Source organism: Streptomyces sp. DH-12 (assembly GCF_002899455.1).
Taxonomy (GTDB): Bacteria; Actinomycetota; Actinomycetes; order Streptomycetales; family Streptomycetaceae; genus Streptomyces.
Map to the genome: position 1 here is coordinate 4625001 of NZ_PPFB01000001.1, position 18194 is coordinate 4643194.

Genomic DNA, 18194 nt, shown 5'->3' on the forward strand with positions numbered 1-18194 from the left:
GCCGATTGTGGTGAAGTGGATGATCCTATGCTGTCGAGAAAAGCCTCTAGCGAGTTTCATGGCGGCCCGTACCCTAAACCGACTCAGGTGGTCAGGTAGAGAATACCGAGGCGTTCGGGTGAACTATGGTTAAGGAACTCGGCAAAATGCCCCCGTAACTTCGGGAGAAGGGGGGCCACACTCGGTGATCCGATTTACTCGGTGAGCTGGGGGTGGCCGCAGAGACCAGCGAGAAGCGACTGTTTACTAAAAACACAGGTCCGTGCGAAGCCGTAAGGCGATGTATACGGACTGACGCCTGCCCGGTGCTGGAACGTTAAGGGGACCGGTTAGCTCACTTTCGGGTGGGCGAAGCTGAGAACTTAAGCGCCAGTAAACGGCGGTGGTAACTATAACCATCCTAAGGTAGCGAAATTCCTTGTCGGGTAAGTTCCGACCTGCACGAATGGCGTAACGACTTCTCGACTGTCTCAACCATAGGCCCGGTGAAATTGCACTACGAGTAAAGATGCTCGTTTCGCGCAGCAGGACGGAAAGACCCCGGGACCTTTACTACAGTTTGATATTGGTGTTCGGTTCGGCTTGTGTAGGATAGCTGGGAGACTGTGAAGCCTGGACGCCAGTTCGGGTGGAGTCGTCGTTGAAATACCAGTCTGGTCGTGCTGGATGTCTAACCTGGGTCCGTGATCCGGATCAGGGACAGTGTCTGATGGGTAGTTTAACTGGGGCGGTTGCCTCCTAAAGGGTAACGGAGGCGCCCAAAGGTTCCCTCAGCCTGGTTGGCAATCAGGTGTTGAGTGTAAGTGCACAAGGGAGCTTGACTGTGAGACCGACGGGTCGAGCAGGGACGAAAGTCGGGACTAGTGATCCGGCGGTGGCTTGTGGAAGCGCCGTCGCTCAACGGATAAAAGGTACCCCGGGGATAACAGGCTGATCTTCCCCAAGAGTCCATATCGACGGGATGGTTTGGCACCTCGATGTCGGCTCGTCGCATCCTGGGGCTGGAGTCGGTCCCAAGGGTTGGGCTGTTCGCCCATTAAAGCGGTACGCGAGCTGGGTTTAGAACGTCGTGAGACAGTTCGGTCCCTATCCGCTGTGCGCGTAGGAGTCTTGAGAAGGGCTGTCCCTAGTACGAGAGGACCGGGACGGACGAACCTCTGGTGTGCCAGTTGTTCTGCCAAGGGCATGGCTGGTTGGCTACGTTCGGGAGGGATAACCGCTGAAAGCATCTAAGCGGGAAGCCTGCTTCGAGATGAGGACTCCCACCCACTTGATGGGGTAAGGCTCCCAGTAGACGACTGGGTTGATAGGCCGGATATGGAAGCACGGTAACGTGTGGAGTTGACCGGTACTAATAGGCCGAGGGCTTGTCCTCAGTTGCTCGCGTCCACTGTGTTGGTTCTGAAACCACGAACAACCCCATGCCATGGTCACGGTGTGGTGCGGTTGAGTGTTTCACAGTGTTTCGGTGGTCATAGCGTAGGGGAAACGCCCGGTTACATTCCGAACCCGGAAGCTAAGCCTTACAGCGCCGATGGTACTGCAGGGGGGACCCTGTGGGAGAGTAGGACGCCGCCGAACAATTCTTGATATGGAGAGCCCCCGTGCCGTTCGGCACGGGGGCTCTCTGCGTTTTCGGGGGCACCCGGACACCCCCTTTTTTTACAGCCGCCCCGCCGACTTCAGCGCCAGGTACGCGTCCGCAAGCGCCGGCGCCAAGTTCTCCGGCGTCGCGTCCACGACCGTCACCCCGCGGCGACGGAGCTGTTCGGCTGTGCGGTCGCGTTCTGTGTGGGCCTGCGCGGCCGCCGCTGCCTCGTACACCGCGTCGACGTCTCCACGGCCCCGGGCCATGGACGCCACGTGCGGGTCGGCCACCGAAGCGAGCAGGACCGTGTGGCGCTGCGTCAGCCGGCTCAGGACGGGCAGCAGGCCCTCCTCCACCGGCGTCGCGTCCAGCGTCGTCAGGAGCACGATCAGGGAGCGGCGCGGGGCCGTACGGAGCGCTGCCGCCGTCAGGCCGCGGGCGTCCGTCTCGACCAGTTCGGGTTCCAGCGTGGCCAGCGCGTTCACCAGGGACGGCAGGACATCGCCGACCGCGCGGCCCTGGACCAGGGCGCGTACCCGGCGGTCGTAGGCCAGCAGGTCGACGCGGTCACCGGCGCGGGAGGCCAGGGCGGCGAGGAGCAGGGCCGCGTCCATGGAGGAGTCCAGGCGCGGTGCGTCGCCCACCCGGCCGGCGGAGGTGCGGCCGGTGTCGAGGACGAGCAGGATGTGGCGGTCGCGCTCCGGGCGCCAGGTGCGTACGGCGACCTCCGTCTGGCGGGCGGTGGCACGCCAGTCGATGGAGCGGGTGTCGTCGCCGGGGACGTAGGCGCGGAGGCTGTCGAACTCGGTGCCCTCGCCCCGGGTGAGGACACTGGTGCGGCCGTCCAGTTCGCGCAGGCGGGCCAGCTTGGAGGGCAGGTGCTTGCGGCTGGTGAAGGGCGGCAGGACACGGACCGTCCACGGGACCTTGTGGGTGCCCTGGCGGGTGAAGAGGCCGAGGGGGCCGTAGGAGCGGACGGTGACGCGGTCCGCCTGGCGGTCGCCGCGGCGGGTGGGGCGCAGGCGTGTGGTGACGCGACGCCGTTCGCCCGCGGGGATCGTCAGCCGTGTCCGGGAGGCCTCCGCCTCCGTGCCGGACGTCCAGCTGCTCGGCGGCCAGGCGTCGCGGACGCGGGCGCGCAGCGGACGGCGCGACGGGTTGGTGATCGTGAGGGTGACGTCGGCGGTGCCGCCGAGGCGTACGGAGGTGTCGCCGGAGCGGGTCAGGCCGAGCCTGCGCACCGGCGCGGCCAGGGCGTAGTCGCAGGCGCACGCGACGGCCAGGGGCGCGTTGACGGCGAGGACGCCCGTCCAGCCGGGTTCCCAGATGCCGACCGGGAGGGAGCCGAGGGCCGCGAGGAGGGCGGCGCGTCCGGTGGGGGCCATCAGCGGGGGACGGGGACGTGGGAGAGGACCGCGTTGATGACCGAGTCGGCCGTCACGCCCTCCATCTCGGCCTCCGGGCGCAGCTGTATGCGGTGGCGGAGCGTGGGCAGGGCGAGGGCCTTCACGTCGTCGGGGATGACGTAGTCGCGGCCGGTCAGCCAGGCCCAGGCGCGGGCGGTGGCGAGCAGTGCGGTGGCGCCTCGGGGGGAGACGCCGAGGGTCAGGGACGGCGACTCGCGGGTGGCGCGGCAGATGTCGACGACGTACGCGGTGATCTCGGGGGAGACCGTGGTGGTGGCGACGGCGCGGCGGGCGGCCTCGAGGTCGGCGGCGTTCGCGACGGGGCGTACGCCGGCGGCGCGCAGGTCGCGCGGGTCGAAGCCCTGGGCGTGCCGGGTGAGGACGTCGATCTCGTCCTGGCGGGAGGGGAGGGGGATCGTCAGCTTGAGGAGGAAACGGTCGAGCTGCGCCTCGGGCAGGGGGTAGGTGCCCTCGTACTCGACGGGGTTCTGGGTCGCGGCGACCAGGAACGGGTCGGGGAGGGCGCGCGGAGTGCCGTCGACGGTGACCTGGCGCTCCTCCATGGCCTCCAGCAGGGACGACTGGGTCTTCGGGGGCGTGCGGTTGATCTCGTCCGCGAGAAGGAGGTGGGTGAAGACCGGGCCGGGCTGGAAGGAGAACTCGGCGGTGCGGGCGTCGTAGACGAGGGAGCCGGTGACGTCGCTCGGCATCAGGTCGGGGGTGAACTGGACGCGCTTGGTGTCGAGTTCGAGGGCGGCGGCGAGGGCGCGGATCAGCAGGGTCTTGGCGACGCCGGGGACGCCCTCGAGGAGGACGTGGCCGCGGCAGAGCAGGGCGACGACGAGGCCGGTCACGGCGGGGTCCTGGCCGACCACGGCCTTGGCGATCTCCGCGCGCAGGGCCTCCAGGGCGGCCCGGGCGGCGGCCGGGTCCCCGGCGGGCGCGGCGTTGTCGGTGGTCGGGTCCATCATGGACGGCGTACCTGCCTTTCGAGGGCGTCGAGTCGGTCGGCGAGCCGGATCAGAGCCGCGTCGTCGCCGGGGGGCGGGCCGAAGAGAAGCGTGTGGAGGGACTGCCCGTCGCCGTCGAGGCGGGTGGACAGCGCGGGGAGCAGGGCCTCGGGCGCGTGCGCCTGGGAGCCGGGGATGCCGACGAGGGGGGCGAGGCGGGTGCGGGTGGCGGAGCGGAGCGCGAGGGCGGCGCGGTCGCGGGCGTCGGCCTTGCGGTAGAGGCGGGCGCGGCCTTCGACGGTCTCGGAGGCGCGGATCGCCACGGGAAGTCGCTCGGGGACGAGGGGGCCGAGACGGCGTGCCCGCCACGCGGCGGCCAGGGCGGCGGCGACGAAGAGCTGGAGGGTGCCCCACAGCCAGCCGGAGGGGAGCAGGTCGAAGAAGCTCTTCCGGTCCTCGGCCACGGCTGAGGCGTCGGCGGGTGAGGGGAGGTACCAGACGAGATGGGAGCGGGAGCCGAGGAGCTGCAGGGCCAGCGAGGCGTTGCCGTGCTCGTCCAGGCGGTCGTTGAGGAGGATGTCGGGGGCGCCGAGGAGGACGGTGTCGCCGTCGCCGGAGGGGGCGGGGACGCGCAGCAGGGTGGCCAGGCGGTGGCTGTGGTAGCACTCGTCGGCGTCGGGGTGAGCGGAGGAGTAGCGGATGCCGCCGGTGTCGGCGGAGCCGGCACGCCGGGCGGCGGGCAGGTCGCAGTCCGGTTCGAGGGTGGAGTCCAGGCTGTTGGCCGGGTCGGCGGTGACGCCGGGGGCGAGGCGCTCCACGGAGGCGGGGCCGGAGGCGACCAGGACGGTGCGGCCGCCGGAGTCCTCGGCGGCCTGGCGCAGCCGCGTCTGCTGGCGGGGCGTCAGCAGGTCCGGTACGGCGACCAGCAGGGTGGTGTCGGGGCCGGCCGCGTCGGCGGCCTCGTCGAGCGTGGTGACCACGCGGGTGTCGACGCCGCGGTCGGCGAGCAGTTCGGCGACGGCGCGGCTGCCGTGGGGGTCGGCGGAGCGCGGGTCGAGCCGGCCGTGCCGGGCGTCGGAGCGGACCGCGGCGATGGCGACGGCCGCGACGAGCAGCAGCACCAGCGCGAGGGCGACGCCCCGCGTGCGCGTCCACACCTGGCGGGCGGTGGGGGAGGCCGAGGTGGGCGGGGAGGTGGCCTCGGTCGTCATCCGGCGGCTCCCTGGGGGGCGTCGGGGTCCGTGCCGCGGGCGCCGCTGCCGGCGAGGGCGGGCTTGGTGCGTTCCAGGTCGCCGTCGAGGGCGGCGAGCCGCCGGTACGTGTCCTCCGTGGCGGCCCGGCCGCCGTACGTGACGTCGTCGAAGTCGCGGGCGGCGGTGCGCAGCCGGCCGGTGTGCTGGGGCAGGGCGCGGCCGGCCTCGTCGGCGGCCTCGTCGGCGGTGCGGCCGGGGCGGGGGTCGAGGAGGGCGCGTTCCTCCAGGGCGCGGACGACGGCCCGCATGCGTTCCTGGACGGCCTGGTTCCAGTGGCCCTGGGCGGCGTGCGCCTCGGCGGCCGCGCGGTGCTCGGCGGCGCTGCGGGGACGGTCGTCGAACAGGGCGGGCGCGGTGACCGGCCGGCGGCGCGGGGTGCCCAGGCGCCACCACAGGGCGGCCACGACGGCGAGCGCGGCGACGACGATGACGACCAGGCCGAGCGCGCCGCCGGGTGTCGCGGTGGAGGCGGCGCCGAACAGCTTGCCGACCCAGTCCCAGAAGGCCTCCAGGGCCCGCTGGAGCCAGCTGGGGTCGTTCTCGTGGTACATCTGCTTCGACAGCTCCCGCCGGGCCGCTTCCCGCGCGGGGTCGCGCGGGAGGGTGACGGGCGGTTCGTCGTCGCCGCGCGCCAGCAGACGCACGGCGGTGTCGGCGGCCGTGGGCAGGGCCGGTGCGGCCTGGAGAACTCCCCCCGTGACGGTCACCGCATCAGCTCCCGCCGGTGGTGTCGGCACCATGGACGCCCGCGGCGCGGGCCAGTTCGAGGTCGAGGGCCTCGCGGCGGATGCGCTGGTCGATGTAGAGGAGCACGGTGACGCCGGCGGTGATCGGGAACGTGATCATGGAGCCGATCACCGAGCCGATGCCGCTGATGATCAGGAACGTCCAGCCGATGTCCCCGCCCGCGGTGTCCAGGAGGCCGGCGGCGCCGCCGCTGAACGCGGCGGCGAGGAAGGTGAAGGGGATGACGATGATCGCCGCGACGACGTAGGCGATGATCGCGGCCAGCAGCTGGATGCCGAAGACCCGCCACCAGGAGCCGCGCACCAGCCGGGCGGAGCGGCGCATCGCCATGACGATGCCCTGCTTCTCCAGCATCAGCGCGGGGGAGGCCAGCGAGAGGCGGACCATGAGCCACACGGCGAACACGGCGGCGGCGAGCAGGCCGAGGACGGTGAGTCCGACGCCCACCTCCGCGCCGGCCGAGACGCTGACGAGGATGCCGGGCAGCGCGCCGACGGCGACGGCGCCCACCGCGATGAGCCCCAGCAGGATGATCAGGCCGAACAGCTTGAGGATCCGGGGACGGGCGTCGCGCCAGGCCTCGGCGGTGGTCACCGGCCGGCCGAGCACGGCGCGGCTGGTGACGGTGGTGAGCAGGGCGGTCGCCGCGACCGTGCCGATCAGGGTGATCCCGTAGAGCACGGCGGAGCTGAGCAGGAGGTCGCCCATGACGTCGGTGAGCTCGCCGAACGTGGCGCTGGGGTCGTCGAGCACCTCGGTGTCGGCGTCGTCCAGGACGAAGCCCTGCAGCAGCACCGCGACGATCTCGGTGAGGACGGCGAGGGTGAGCGAGATGCCGAGGACCGTGCGCCAGTAGGTGCGCATGGTCGACACGGCGCCGTCGAGGAGTTCGCCGACGCCGAGGGGACGCAGCGGGATGACGCCGGGCTTCGCCGCGGGCGGGGGACCTCCCCAGCCGTTGCCCCAGCCTCCCCAGGGCGCCTGGCCGCCGGGTCCGCCGGGCGGCGGGGCGCCCCAGCCGGGGCCGGGGGGCGGCGGGGCCTGACCGGGGCCTCCCGCACCGGGAGCGCCGGTGGGCGCGGACCACTGATCGGCGGGAGGCTGGTCCTTGGACCACTTCACGCCCGGCTCCCGCGGGGCGTCACCCGGCTGCCGCGGCCGGCCGGCGGACTGCTCGGGCCCCGGACGGCCGTCGGACCCGGCAGGTCCGGACGCGCCCGGTCCGTGCCCGCCGGACGGGGCGGATCCGGGCGAGGCCCAGCCCGGAGTGTCGTTCATCGTCGCTCCTTCACGGTGCCCGGCCGCGGTCGCGGTGGCGGCTTGGGCAGCCATCGTGCCATGCGGTGGTTCCCGGTGGTCCTGCCGAGGTCGGGGCAGCTCGTCTTCTATTGTCCGCGCCCCAGGGGGCAGACTGGCCGCATGGCTGATCAGTACGCGCACAGCGGTGACGACAAGCGGCCGACCGGGATGCCGGCACTGCGCTGGGAGGAGCCTCCCGAAGGTCCGGTCCTGGTCCTGCTCGACCAGACGCGGCTCCCGGCCGAGGAGGTCGAGCTGGTCTGCACGGACGCGCCCGCACTGGTGGAGGCGATCCGTTCGCTCGCCGTGCGCGGCGCCCCCCTGCTGGGCATCGCGGGCGCCTACGGCGTCGCGCTCGCGGCCGTGCGGGGCTACGACGTGGACGACGCGGCGGCGGCGCTGGAGAGCGCCCGGCCCACGGCGGTGAACCTGGCGGTCGGGGTGCGGCGGGCGCACTCCGCGTACCGGGCGGTGGTGGACGGCGGCGGCGACCCGCGGCAGGCGGCCGGGGCGGCGCTGGCCGCCGCGCAGCGGCTGCACCGGGAGGACGCCGGGGCCAGCGCCCGGATGGCGGCGCACGGGCTGGCGCTCCTCGACGAGCTGATGCCCGGCGGCGGGCACCGGATCCTCACCCACTGCAACACCGGTTCGCTGGTGTCGGGCGGCGAGGGGACGGCGTTCGCGGTGGCGCTGGCGGCGCACCGGGCGGGGCGGCTGCGGCGCCTGTGGGTGGACGAGACGCGTCCGTTGCTGCAAGGTGCTCGCCTGACGGCGTACGAGGCGGCCCGCAGCGGCATGGCGTACACCCTGCTCACCGACAACGCGGCGGGATCGCTGTTCGCGGCGGGCGAGGTGGACGCGGTGCTGGTCGGCGCGGACCGCATCGCGGCCGACGGGTCGGTGGCGAACAAGGTGGGGAGCTATCCGCTCGCGGTGCTCGCGCGGTACCACCACGTGCCGTTCATCGTGGTGGCTCCGGTGACGACGGTGGATCCCCGGACGCCGGACGGGGCGTCCATCGAGGTGGAACAGCGTCCCGGCCATGAGGTGACGGAGATCATGGCGCCGCAGGTGCCGGTGGCCGGTGCGGAGGCGGGGGGCGGGATTCCGGTGGCTCCCCTGGGGACGACGGCGTACAACCCGGCGTTCGACGTGACACCGCCGGAGCTGGTGACGGCGATCGTCACCGAGGGGGGCGTGGTGTCGCCCGTGACGTCCGAGGCGCTGGCTGCTGTGTGCCAGGTCACGCCAGGTAACGATTAGCTAATGGGATGATGTCGTTTATGAAGGGACGAGTCCTTGTCGTCGACGACGACAGCGCACTGGCCGAGATGCTCGGCATCGTGTTGCGCGGTGAAGGTTTTGAGCCGTCTTTCGTGGCCGACGGCGACAAGGCGCTGGCCGCCTTCCGCGAGACCAAGCCGGATCTGGTCCTCCTCGACCTGATGCTCCCCGGCCGGGACGGCATCGAGGTCTGCCGCCTGATCAGGGCGGAGTCCGGGGTGCCGATCGTGATGCTCACGGCGAAGAGCGACACCGTCGACGTGGTGGTGGGCCTGGAGTCCGGGGCCGACGACTACATCGTCAAGCCGTTCAAGCCGAAGGAGCTGGTCGCCCGGATCCGCGCGCGGCTGCGCAGGTCCGAGGAGCCGGCGCCGGAGCAGCTCGCCATCGGCGACCTGGTGATCGACGTGGCCGGTCACTCCGTGAAGCGGGACGGGCAGTCCATCGCCCTGACCCCGCTGGAGTTCGACCTGCTGGTCGCCCTCGCGCGCAAGCCGTGGCAGGTCTTCACGCGCGAGGTGCTGCTGGAGCAGGTGTGGGGCTACCGCCACGCGGCCGACACCCGCCTGGTCAACGTCCATGTGCAGCGGCTGCGCTCCAAGGTCGAGAAGGACCCGGAGAAGCCCGAGATCGTGGTGACCGTCCGTGGCGTCGGATACAAGGCAGGACCGAGCTGACATGCCCGGTGACAGTGCCGCTTCGGCGCCCGGCCGGTCCGGGGGCCGTCCGGGGCGGCCTGTCGGCCGGGGGACGGCCGCCACCCGCTGGCGCCACCTCTTCGACGGCGACCTGCTCCAGGGCGGGGTCCAGGGCAGCCCGGTCGTCCGGCTCGTCATGCGCTGGGTGCGGCGTCCGCTGCTGCCCGTCATGCGGCTGTGGCGGCGCAACATCCAGCTCAAGGTCGTCGTCACGACGCTGCTGATGTCGCTGGGCGTCGTCCTGCTGCTCGGCTTCGTCGTCATCGGCCAGGTGCGCAACGGCCTGCTGGACGCCAAGGTGAAGGCGTCGCAGAGCCAGGCCACCGGCGGTTTCGCCGTGGCCAAGCAGCAGGCCGAACAGGCCGTGAGCGTCACCGGCGAGGAGGGCGCCGCGCCGGACGGCCGCCCCTCGCAGAGCGTCATCCAGTGGATGAGCGACCTCGTCGCCTCGCTGTCCAGCGGCGGCCAGGGCGCCTTCGACGTGGTCACCCTGCCGTCCGGCGGCGACAGCGGCAGCGGGCGCGGACCGCGCGCCTCCGGCGGGGTCAACCCGGCCGCCAGCGTCCCCGCCGCGCTGCGCGAGCGGATCGACACCAGCACGACGGCCGCGCAGAGCTACACGCGCATCGTCTACGCCACCGACAAGGACTCCCAGCCGGCCCTGGTCATCGGCAAGCAGGTCAACGACCCCAACGGCGACCCGTACCAGCTGTACTACCTCTTCCCGCTCACCCAGGAGGAGAAGTCGCTGAGCCTGGTCAAGGGCACCCTGACGACCGCCGGGCTGTTCGTGGTCGTGCTGCTCGGGGCGATCGCCTGGCTGGTGGTGCGGCAGGTGGTCACGCCGGTGCGGATGGCCGCCGGGATCGCCGAACGGCTGTCCGCCGGGCGGCTCCAGGAACGCATGAAGGTCACCGGCGAGGACGACATCGCCCGGCTCGGCGAGGCCTTCAACAAGATGGCGCAGAACCTCCAGCTCAAGATCAGCCAGCTCGAGGACCTGTCGCGGATGCAGCGCCGGTTCGTGTCGGACGTGTCGCACGAGCTGCGCACCCCGCTGACGACCGTGCGGATGGCCGCGGACGTCATCCACGAGGCGCGCGAGGACTTCGACCCGGTGACCGCGCGGTCGGCCGAACTGCTCGCCGACCAGCTCGACCGCTTCGAGTCGCTGCTCGCCGACCTGCTGGAGATCAGCCGCTTCGACGCGGGCGCGGCCGCCCTGGAGGCGGAGCCGATCGACCTGCGCGAGGTGGTGCGGCGCGTGGTCAGCGGCGCGGAGCCGCTCGCCGAGCGCAAGGGCACCACGATCAAGGTCGTCGGCGACCAGCAGCCCGTGGTCGCCGAGGCCGACGCGCGGCGCGTGGAGCGGGTGCTGCGCAACCTGGTCGTCAACGCCGTCGAGCACGGCGAGGGGAGGGACGTCGTCGTCAAGCTGGCCGCGGCGGGGGGCGCGGTGGCGGTCGCGGTGCGCGACTACGGGGTCGGACTCAAGCCCGGCGAGGCCACGCGCGTGTTCAGCCGCTTCTGGCGGGCCGACCCGGCCCGCGCCCGCACCACCGGCGGTACGGGTCTGGGGCTGTCCATCGCCCTGGAGGACGCCCGGCTGCACGGCGGCTGGCTGCAGGCGTGGGGCGAGCCGGGCGGCGGCTCGCAGTTCCGGCTGACGCTGCCCAGGACGGCGGACGAGCCGCTGCGCGGGTCCCCGATACCGCTGGAGCCCAAGGACTCGCGGCGCAACCGCGGCCTCGACGACGCGGGGCCGCCGCGCGGCGGCGACGGCGAGAAGCGCGCCACGGTGCCGGTGCGGCAGCCCGGCGCGGGCGACCCGGCGCAGGCGTCCCGCGATCCGCTGGGCCGCAGGCCCGGCACGTCGACGCCCACGGCCGACCCCACCGCCCTGCCCGGCAACGGCGCGCGCGTGGTGGCCCGGTCGGGCAGTACGCGCATGACGCCGGGCACCGCGCCCGGCCCGAGCACGGGGACGGAGGCGGGACACTCCGGATCCCCGGGCCCCTCCGGCGGGGCGGACGGCGGCCGGACAGCGGCCGACGGGAACGGGGACGGTGATCCGCGCGGTGCGGAGAGGGACGGGGAGGCCACGCGTGGGCGGTGAGCGTGTGAGGCGCGGGCGCGGGGCGCCGGCCCGGGCGGTGACGTACGCCGTCTGCGGTGTCGTCCTGCTGGCCGGGTGCGCCTCGATGCCGGACAGCGGCGACCTGCGCGGGGTGGAGTCCACACCGCGCAAGGACGCGCAGGTGCGGGTCTACGCCGTGCCGCCCAGCGACGACGCCACCCCCACCCAGATCGTCCAGGGCTTCCTGGAGGCGCTGACCAGCGACGACGCCGACTACGAGACCGCACGCCAGTACCTGACCCCGGAGGCGTCGAAGTACTGGCGGCCGGAGCAGTCCACCACCGTGCTCTCCGAGGGGCCCGGCGCCCGCGCCGACCGGGAGATCAGGGAGGACAGCACCGCCCTGACGTACACGCTGACCGGCACCAAGTTCGCCACCGTGGACGCGCAGCAGGCGTACGCGCCCTCCTCCGGCCTCTACAACGAGGTCGTGCGGCTGGTGAAGGACGAGAAGAGCGGCCAGTGGCGCATCGACGCGGTGCCGCAGGGCGTCGTGATGGGCACGTCGGACTTCCAGCGCAACTACACGTCCTTCAACAAGTACTACTTCGCCTCGAACGTGGACGTGGACGGCTCGTCCCTGCCGATGGCGGTCGCGGACCCCGTGTACGTGCGCCGGCACGTCGACCCCACGACGCGGATGGTGCGCTCGCTGATCTCCGGGCCGACGAGCTGGCTCGACCCCGTGGTCCGGTCGAGCTTCCCCACGGGGATCCGGCTGCGCGAGGGCACGGGGCCGCTCACCCCGGACGACCGGGGCACGCTCACCGTGCCGCTCGACGACCGGGCCGGCGACGTCGGCACCGGCCGCTGCGAGGAGATGGCCGCCCAGCTGCTGTTCACGCTGCGCGACCTCAGTCCCGCGGTGGAGGAGGTCGAACTGCGGGCCGACGGCGGGCAGCTGTGCTCGCTCACCCAGGACGGCGCCGAGACCGTCGCCACCCGGGGCGCGCTGAACCAGCCCGACTACCTGTACTTCCTCGACGAGCAGCACAAGCTCGTCCGGATCGCCGCGGGCAGCTCCAGCCCCGATGCCGACCCCGACCCGGCGCCCGGGGCGCTCGGACAGGGGGAGCAGGGGCTGCGCTCGGTCGCGGTCGCGCGGGACGAGCGCACGGCGGCCGGCGTCGGTCTGAACGGCCAGGCGCTGTTCGTCTCCGCCCTGGCGCAGGGCTCGTCCCTCGGCGAACCGGTGCTGCGCAGCCAGGGCAAGGCCGAGCAGGACCGGCTGACCACGCCGAGCTGGGACGCCCAGGGCGGACTGTGGGTCGCCGACCGCGACCCGGCCCGCCCCGGTCTCTACCTGCTGGCGAAGGGAGCCGGCCAGCCGCTGCGGGTACGGACGCCGGGTCTGGACGGCCGCATCCAGGCGGTCCGGGTGGCCGCCGACGGGGTGCGGATCGCCCTCGTCGTGGAGAAGGGCGACGAGCGGTCCCTGCTCATCGGGCGGATCGAGCGCAGCGGCCCGGACGAGGCCGGGTCGGCCGGGCACCCCACGGTCACCGTGGTGGAGCTGCGCTCGGCGACGCCCGAGCTGGAGCAGGTCACCGCCATGTCGTGGGCCGGGGACAGCCGGCTCGTGGTCGTCGGCCGTGAGCACGGAGGCGTGGAGCAGATGAAGTACGTCGAGGTCGACGGCTCCACGCCGGACGTGCCGCCGCCCGCCGCGCTGACCGGGGTGAAGGCGCTGACGGCCGCCGCGGACGAGACGGCGCCGCTGGTGGCGTACTCGGTGGACGGCATCGTCCGGCTGCCGTCCGGGGCGCAGTGGCAGAAGGTGACGCAGGGGACGGCGCCGGTCTATCCGGGGTGAGGGCCGGCCTGTCCTGAGGCTTGGGGCGGACCGACGGGCTGGTCGGAGGGGTTGTCCACAAGGGTGGCCGGACGGCCGGGGCGTCGGCACAGTGAGCCCATGCGGAGCTGGTGGCGGGACCTCACCGACCTGGTGCTTCCGGCCGAGTGCGGCGGTTGCGGCAGGGCCCGCGCCGTGCTCTGCGACCGGTGCAGTGCGGCGCTGAGCGGGCGGGCGCCGCGCCGGGTGCGGCCGGCGCCCGAGCCGCCGGGACTGCCGCCCGTGCACGCGGCCGCCCCGTACGCCGACGAGGTGCGCGCCGTGCTGCTCGCCCACAAGGAGCGCGGCGCCCTGGCCCTCGCCCGGCCGCTGGGCGAGGCCCTGGCGGGCGCGGTGCGCGCGGGACTCCAGGCACCGGCTCCGGCTGAGCGCGGGTCCCGGGGCGGCAGGGGCACGGCGGCGGGCGGGACGGCGTGCGACCCGGTGCTGCTCGTCCCCGTGCCGTCCGCCCGGCGGGCCGTGCGGGCACGCGGGCACGACCCCGCACGGCGGATCGCGTACGCGGCGGCCGGTGAGCTGCGGCGCACGGGGGTGCCCGCCGCGGTACTCGCCGCCCTGCGGCAACGGCGCCCGGTGGCCGACCAGTCGGGGCTCGGCGCGCGGCAGCGGCTGGCCAACCTCGCGGGCGCCCTCGCGGTGGCGCCGGGGTGCGCCCGGCTCCTCGGGCGGGGCCGGGTCGTGCTGGTCGACGACCTCATGACGACCGGGGCGACCCTCGCCGAGGCGGCGCGCGCGGTGCGGGCCGCGCCGGGCCCGCCCGGCCCGGAAACGGAACCGGCCGAAGAGGGCCGGGCGGCATCGAGTGATTCGCGGCCCGCGTCCGTGTACCTGGGTGAGACATGGGAAGGGTCAGGACAACAGCGGAAACCGCCGCCGGCGTGGCGCGGAGCGGACCGGCAGCCCGGCCGGCCGCCGGAGAAGACGGGCGGGAAGAGAAGCGCCGGCGGAACACCCGGCGTGGTGTGCGCGGCCGTCGTGGCGGCGTCGCCGGATGCGTTTGGAATACACCGAAACTGACCGAGAACTTATGCCGTTGCAGGTAATCGGAGGGTTAATTCGCCTGAATGGAGGTACGTCGCGGTAGAGGGTGACGCCATACGTCCACGCGAGATATGTTCGGTTGTGAGGGAAAGCCGCAGGCCAGGCCCCTCTGATCGGAATGCGGTGGTGCGGGTTTCCCCGACATCACCCGCACCGGTGGACTGGATGTCTCGCTCGTGGGGGAGGAGGTGGACGTCACCGAGTCCGAGGCTCCGGACGACACCGGAGCCTGGTGCAAAAGGGAGACACATCCGCAGCGAAGCGGAGTGATCCGGGAACGGAGTTCTGCGTGGACATCGTCGTCAAGGGCCGCAAGACCGAGGTGCCCGAGCGGTTCCGGAAGCACGTGGCCGAGAAGCTGAACCTGGAAAAGATCCAGAAGCTCGATGGCAAGGTGATGAGCCTGGACGTCGAGGTGTCCAAGGAGCCCAACCCCCGACAGGCCGACCGCTGTGACCGGGTGGAGATCACGCTCCGCTCCCGCGGTCCGGTGATCCGGGCGGAAGCGGCGGCGAGCGACCCGTACGCGGCGCTCGACCTGGCAGCGGAGAAACTGGACGCCCGACTGCGCAAGCAGCACGACAAGCGATTCTCACGGCGCGGCGCGCGCAGGATCCCCGCGGCCGAGGTCCCCGACCACGTGCCCGGCGTGGCCACCCTCAACGGGTCCGGTGCGAGCACGGCGCAGGAGGAGGAGCAGGCGGTCCCCACGAAGAAGATCGGCTCCCTGGAGGTCCAGGGCGACGGGCCGCTGGTCGTCCGCGAGAAGACCCACGTGGCCGCGCCCATGACCCTCGACCAGGCGCTCTACGAGATGGAGCTGGTCGGGCACGACTTCTACCTCTTCGTCGACTCCGAGACCAAGGAGCCCAGCGTCGTCTACCGGCGCCACGCCTACGACTACGGCGTGATCCACCTCAGGACCGACACGATGGTCACCGAGAACAACTCCCCCGAGGCGGGCGGAACCCTCGGCGGCTGACCCGCCGGGCGACAGCACAGCAGGTGCCCCTGGTGCGCGTGTGCGCCCCCAGGGGCACCGGCGTGCCACTGCCCGGCGCCCACACCGGCAGCCCGGTGCCGGTGCGGCATGGAATCATGGCGGCAGCGGCTCAACCGGTGGGCCGTTGCCTTGGGTTGGCGATGGTCAGGACCACAGGCCACAGCCTTCAGGGGGAGGAACGCGATGGCGGACAGCTTCGGACCGATGCGGGACGAGGACGCCGGCGACGGCGTCGTCGGCATGGGCCCGGACGCGGACACTTCACGCCAGGAACCGATCAGAGTCCTGGTGGTGGACGACCACGCGCTGTTCCGCCGCGGTCTGGAGATCGTGCTCGCCGCCGAGGAGGACATCCAGGTCGTCGGCGAGGCCGGGGACGGCGCCGAGGCCGTGGAGAAGGCCGCCGACCTGCTGCCCGACATCGTCCTGATGGACGTGCGGATGCCCAAGCGGGGCGGTATCGAGGCCTGCACCTCCATCAAGGAGGTCGCCCCCAGCGCCAAGATCATCATGCTGACGATCAGCGACGAGGAGGCCGACCTCTACGACGCCATCAAGGCGGGCGCGACCGGCTACCTCCTCAAGGAGATCTCCACCGACGAGGTGGCCACCGCCATCCGCGCCGTCGCCGACGGGCAGTCGCAGATCAGCCCCTCCATGGCGTCGAAGCTGCTCACCGAGTTCAAGTCGATGATCCAGCGCACCGACGAGCGCCGGCTCGTCCCCGCGCCCCGGCTGACGGACCGCGAGCTGGAGGTCCTCAAACTCGTCGCCACGGGGATGAACAACCGGGACATCGCCAAGGAGTTGTTCATCTCCGAGAACACGGTGAAGAACCACGTGCGCAACATCCTGGAGAAGCTCCAGCTCCACTCCCGGATGGAGGCCGTGGTCTACGCGATGCGGGAGAAGATCCTCGAGATCCGCTGACCCGGCGGACCGGAGCGGGGCTCAGGCGAGCAGCCGGGCCAGCTCCGCCGTGAGCGCCTCGCGCAGCTCCGGCGCGTCCAGCCGCTCCACCCGGACGTCCACGCAGTTCACCCAGCCCGCCGCCTCCACCAGCGCCCGCGCCACCGCCGGCACCGCCGTACGGCCGTCCAGCGTGACCTGCTTGGCGACCAGCGTGCGGCCCTCCCGCGCCGGGTCCACCCGGCCCACCAGCCGCCCGCCCGCCAGCACGGGCATCGCGAAGTAGCCGTGGACCCGCTTGGGCTTCGGGACGTACGCCTCCAGGCGGTGGGTGAAGCCGAAGATCCGCTCCGTGCGCGCCCGCTCCCAGACCAGGGAGTCGAACGGCGACAGCAGCGTCGTGCGGTGCCGGCCGCGCGGCGGGGAGGCCAGCGCCTCCGGGTCCGCCCAGGCCGGCTTGGACCAGCCCTCGACCGTGACGGGCACCAGCCCCGAGTCGGCGATCACCGCGTCGACCTGCTCGCCCTTCAGCCGGTGGTAGTCGGCGATGTCCGCACGGGTCCCCACCCCCAGCGCCCGGCCGGCCAGCCCCACCAGCCGGCGCAGGCACTCCGCGTCGGACGGCTCCTCCGCCAGCAGAGCGGCCGGGACGGCCCGCTCGGCCAGGTCGTAGACCCGCTTCCAGCCGCGCCGCTCCACGCACACCACCTCGCCGTACATCAGGGCGCGCTCCACGGCGACCTTGGTGCCGGACCAGTCCCACCACTCGCTGGTGCGCTTGGCGCCGCCCAACTCGGTGGCGGTCAGCGGGCCCTCGGTGCGCAGCTGCTTGACGACCTGGTCGTACACGCCGTCGGGCAGCTCGTGGTGCCAGTGCGGGCGGTCGCGGAAGGCGCGGCGGCGGAAGGCGAAGTGCGGCCACTCCTCGATGGGGAGGATGCACGCGGCGTGCGACCAGTACTCGAACGTGTGCGCGGGCTGGTCGCCCTGCTTCCAGTACGCCTCCTCCACCGTCCTGCGGCCCACCGCGCCGAGGCGGGCGTACGGGATCAGCTCGTGCGAGCGGGCGAGGACGGAGATGGTGTCGAGCTGCACCGCGCCCAGGTGGCGCAGGACGCCGCGCACACCGGCGCGCCGGTCGGGGGCGCCGAGGAGTCCCTGGGCCCGCAGGGCGATGCGGCGGGCCTCGTCGGCGGAGAGTTCCGTGATCGGACGCGGGAGGGTCGTCATACGTCCGCACCCTAGAGGGCCGCACTGACAACGGTGGGCGTCCGCACGTCAGATCTTGGCGGGCACGTACGGGGTGGTGGAGGGGAGACCCAGGTCGGAGGGGAGCAGGGACCCCACCCAGCCGTCCCGCAGCACCCCCTTGTTGGCGAGCGAGGACCGCAGCACCCCCTCGACGGTGAAGCCGGCCCGCTCCGCCACCGCGCGGGAGGCCGTGTTGCCCACCTCGGCGCGCCACTCCACGCGGTCGATCGACATCTCGGTGAAGGCCCAGCGGCACACGGCCACCGTGGCCTCGGTGATGTAGCCGTTGCCGCGGTGCTCCTTAGCGCCCCAGAAGCCGATCTCGCCCGTCGCGAAGGAGCGCAGGGTGATGCTCAGCATGCCCGTCAGCTCCCCGGCGGGCAGGAAGGCGCCGAAGGTGAACATCGAACCGTTCGCCCAGCCGTCCGGGGCGATCCGCTCCGTGAAACCCCGCGCGTGCTCGGGCAGGTACGGCGAGGGGATCGTGGTCCAGCGCTGGATGTCCGGGTCCTGGCAGATCCGGAAGACCGTGTCGGTGTCCTGCGGGCCGACGGTGCGCAGCAGCAGACGGCCGGTGGTGAGCGTGACGGGTTCCATCGGCCGATTCTGCGCAGGTCACGGAGGACGGCGCCATCCCTTCGGCCGTCGGTGAAACGATGATCACTCCGCGTGTGATTCACCGGACGCCCGCGGCACCATCCGGGCGTCCGGGACGTTGTCCGGGTAGCGGCCGTACCACGGTTCGGCCGCGGTGGACGGTCACCGCCCCGGCAGGC

The 18194-nt window shown here is 72.7% G+C and carries 13 protein-coding genes, 2 rRNA genes and 1 pseudogene (1 of these 16 only partly in view); 9 read left to right on the plus strand and 7 right to left on the minus strand.

Annotated elements, in window-relative coordinates:
* Both C1708_RS19775 and rrf read left to right on the plus strand, forming a co-directional pair.
* A 23S ribosomal RNA gene (locus tag C1708_RS19775) occupies positions 1 to 1375 on the plus strand (it extends 1751 nt beyond the left edge of the window).
* 89 nt (positions 1376 to 1464) lie between these two features.
* Positions 1465 to 1581, plus strand: a 5S ribosomal RNA gene (gene rrf, locus C1708_RS19780).
* 81 nt (positions 1582 to 1662) lie between these two features.
* On the opposite strand, the gene C1708_RS19785 is transcribed toward rrf, so the two are convergent.
* From C1708_RS19785 to C1708_RS19805, 5 genes are read right to left on the minus strand one after another with little or no spacing between them, the layout of a single operon-like run.
* Positions 1663 to 2973, minus strand: a complete 1311-nt coding sequence (locus C1708_RS19785) for a DUF58 domain-containing protein (RefSeq protein ID WP_106413933.1) — start codon at positions 2971 to 2973, stop codon at positions 1663 to 1665.
* Positions 2973 to 3962, minus strand: a complete 990-nt coding sequence (locus C1708_RS19790) for an AAA family ATPase (protein WP_106413934.1) — start codon at positions 3960 to 3962, stop codon at positions 2973 to 2975. Before C1708_RS19790 ends, C1708_RS19785 begins: the two co-directional genes overlap by 1 nt.
* Positions 3962 to 5155: a DUF4350 domain-containing protein gene (locus C1708_RS19795; RefSeq protein ID WP_106413935.1), complete on the minus strand. Its 1194-nt coding sequence runs from the start codon at positions 5153 to 5155 to the stop codon at positions 3962 to 3964. The genes C1708_RS19790 and C1708_RS19795 overlap by 1 nt, the downstream gene beginning before the upstream one ends.
* Positions 5152 to 5904 carry a DUF4129 domain-containing protein gene (locus C1708_RS19800; RefSeq protein ID WP_106413936.1) on the minus strand — a complete coding sequence of 251 codons (753 nt, stop codon included), beginning with the start codon at positions 5902 to 5904 and terminating at the stop codon, positions 5152 to 5154. Before C1708_RS19800 ends, C1708_RS19795 begins: the two co-directional genes overlap by 4 nt.
* 4 nt (positions 5905 to 5908) lie before the next feature.
* On the minus strand, positions 5909 to 7222 hold the full coding sequence (locus C1708_RS19805; RefSeq protein WP_106413937.1) for a DUF7847 domain-containing protein: 1314 nt from the start codon (positions 7220 to 7222) through the stop codon (positions 5909 to 5911).
* 141 nt (positions 7223 to 7363) lie between these two features.
* Between C1708_RS19805 and mtnA the strand changes: the two are divergent.
* From mtnA to C1708_RS19845, 7 genes and pseudogenes are all read left to right on the plus strand, one after another.
* Positions 7364 to 8510: pseudogene (mtnA, locus tag C1708_RS19810) on the plus strand (S-methyl-5-thioribose-1-phosphate isomerase).
* A 4-nt stretch (positions 8511 to 8514) separates the two neighbouring features.
* Positions 8515 to 9204 (plus strand): two-component system response regulator MtrA, encoded by a 690-nt coding sequence (gene mtrA / locus C1708_RS19815; RefSeq protein ID WP_004987303.1) that lies wholly within the window; start codon positions 8515 to 8517, stop codon positions 9202 to 9204.
* Between the two features lies 1 nt (position 9205).
* Entirely contained in the window at positions 9206 to 11341 is a 2136-nt protein-coding gene (gene mtrB, locus C1708_RS19820) for an MtrAB system histidine kinase MtrB (protein WP_106413939.1), read from the plus strand.
* Positions 11331 to 13175, plus strand: a complete 1845-nt coding sequence (locus tag C1708_RS19825; protein WP_106413940.1) for an LpqB family beta-propeller domain-containing protein — start codon at positions 11331 to 11333, stop codon at positions 13173 to 13175. The genes mtrB and C1708_RS19825 overlap by 11 nt, the downstream gene beginning before the upstream one ends.
* Positions 13176 to 13274: 99 nt before the next feature.
* On the plus strand, positions 13275 to 14231 hold the full coding sequence (locus C1708_RS19830; RefSeq protein ID WP_106413941.1) for a ComF family protein: 957 nt from the start codon (positions 13275 to 13277) through the stop codon (positions 14229 to 14231).
* 313 nt (positions 14232 to 14544) lie between these two features.
* Entirely contained in the window at positions 14545 to 15237 is a 693-nt protein-coding gene (gene hpf / locus C1708_RS19840) for a ribosome hibernation-promoting factor, HPF/YfiA family (protein WP_106413943.1), read from the plus strand.
* Between the two features lie 204 nt (positions 15238 to 15441).
* Positions 15442 to 16188 (plus strand): response regulator, encoded by a 747-nt coding sequence (locus C1708_RS19845; protein ID WP_106413944.1) that lies wholly within the window; start codon positions 15442 to 15444, stop codon positions 16186 to 16188.
* A 21-nt stretch (positions 16189 to 16209) separates the two neighbouring features.
* Here C1708_RS19845 and C1708_RS19850 read toward each other — a convergent pair whose 3' ends face one another.
* Together C1708_RS19850 and C1708_RS19855 are read right to left on the minus strand one after the other, a co-directional pair.
* Positions 16210 to 17397 carry a winged helix-turn-helix domain-containing protein gene (locus tag C1708_RS19850; protein ID WP_106413946.1) on the minus strand — a complete coding sequence of 396 codons (1188 nt, stop codon included), beginning with the start codon at positions 17395 to 17397 and terminating at the stop codon, positions 16210 to 16212.
* 48 nt (positions 17398 to 17445) lie between these two features.
* A complete protein-coding gene (locus tag C1708_RS19855; protein ID WP_106413947.1) occupies positions 17446 to 18015 on the minus strand; it encodes a GNAT family N-acetyltransferase in 570 nt (189 codons plus the stop codon).
* Positions 18016 to 18194: the final 179 nt, after the last annotated feature.

Coding starts and splice junctions, on each gene's coding strand:
- C1708_RS19785 (WP_106413933.1), bottom strand. CDS start 2,973: ATGGCCCCCACCGGACGCGCCGCCCTCCTCGCGGCCCTCGGCTCCCTC.
- C1708_RS19790 (WP_106413934.1), bottom strand. CDS start 3,962: ATGGACCCGACCACCGACAACGCCGCGCCCGCCGGGGACCCGGCCGCC.
- C1708_RS19795 (WP_106413935.1), bottom strand. CDS start 5,155: ATGACGACCGAGGCCACCTCCCCGCCCACCTCGGCCTCCCCCACCGCC.
- C1708_RS19805 (WP_106413937.1), bottom strand. CDS start 7,222: ATGAACGACACTCCGGGCTGGGCCTCGCCCGGATCCGCCCCGTCCGGC.
- mtrA (WP_004987303.1), top strand. CDS start 8,515: ATGATGTCGTTTATGAAGGGACGAGTCCTTGTCGTCGACGACGACAGC.
- mtrB (WP_106413939.1), top strand. CDS start 9,206: ATGCCCGGTGACAGTGCCGCTTCGGCGCCCGGCCGGTCCGGGGGCCGT.
- C1708_RS19830 (WP_106413941.1), top strand. CDS start 13,275: ATGCGGAGCTGGTGGCGGGACCTCACCGACCTGGTGCTTCCGGCCGAG.
- C1708_RS19845 (WP_106413944.1), top strand. CDS start 15,442: ATGGCGGACAGCTTCGGACCGATGCGGGACGAGGACGCCGGCGACGGC.
- C1708_RS19850 (WP_106413946.1), bottom strand. CDS start 17,397: ATGACGACCCTCCCGCGTCCGATCACGGAACTCTCCGCCGACGAGGCC.
- C1708_RS19855 (WP_106413947.1), bottom strand. CDS start 18,015: ATGGAACCCGTCACGCTCACCACCGGCCGTCTGCTGCTGCGCACCGTC.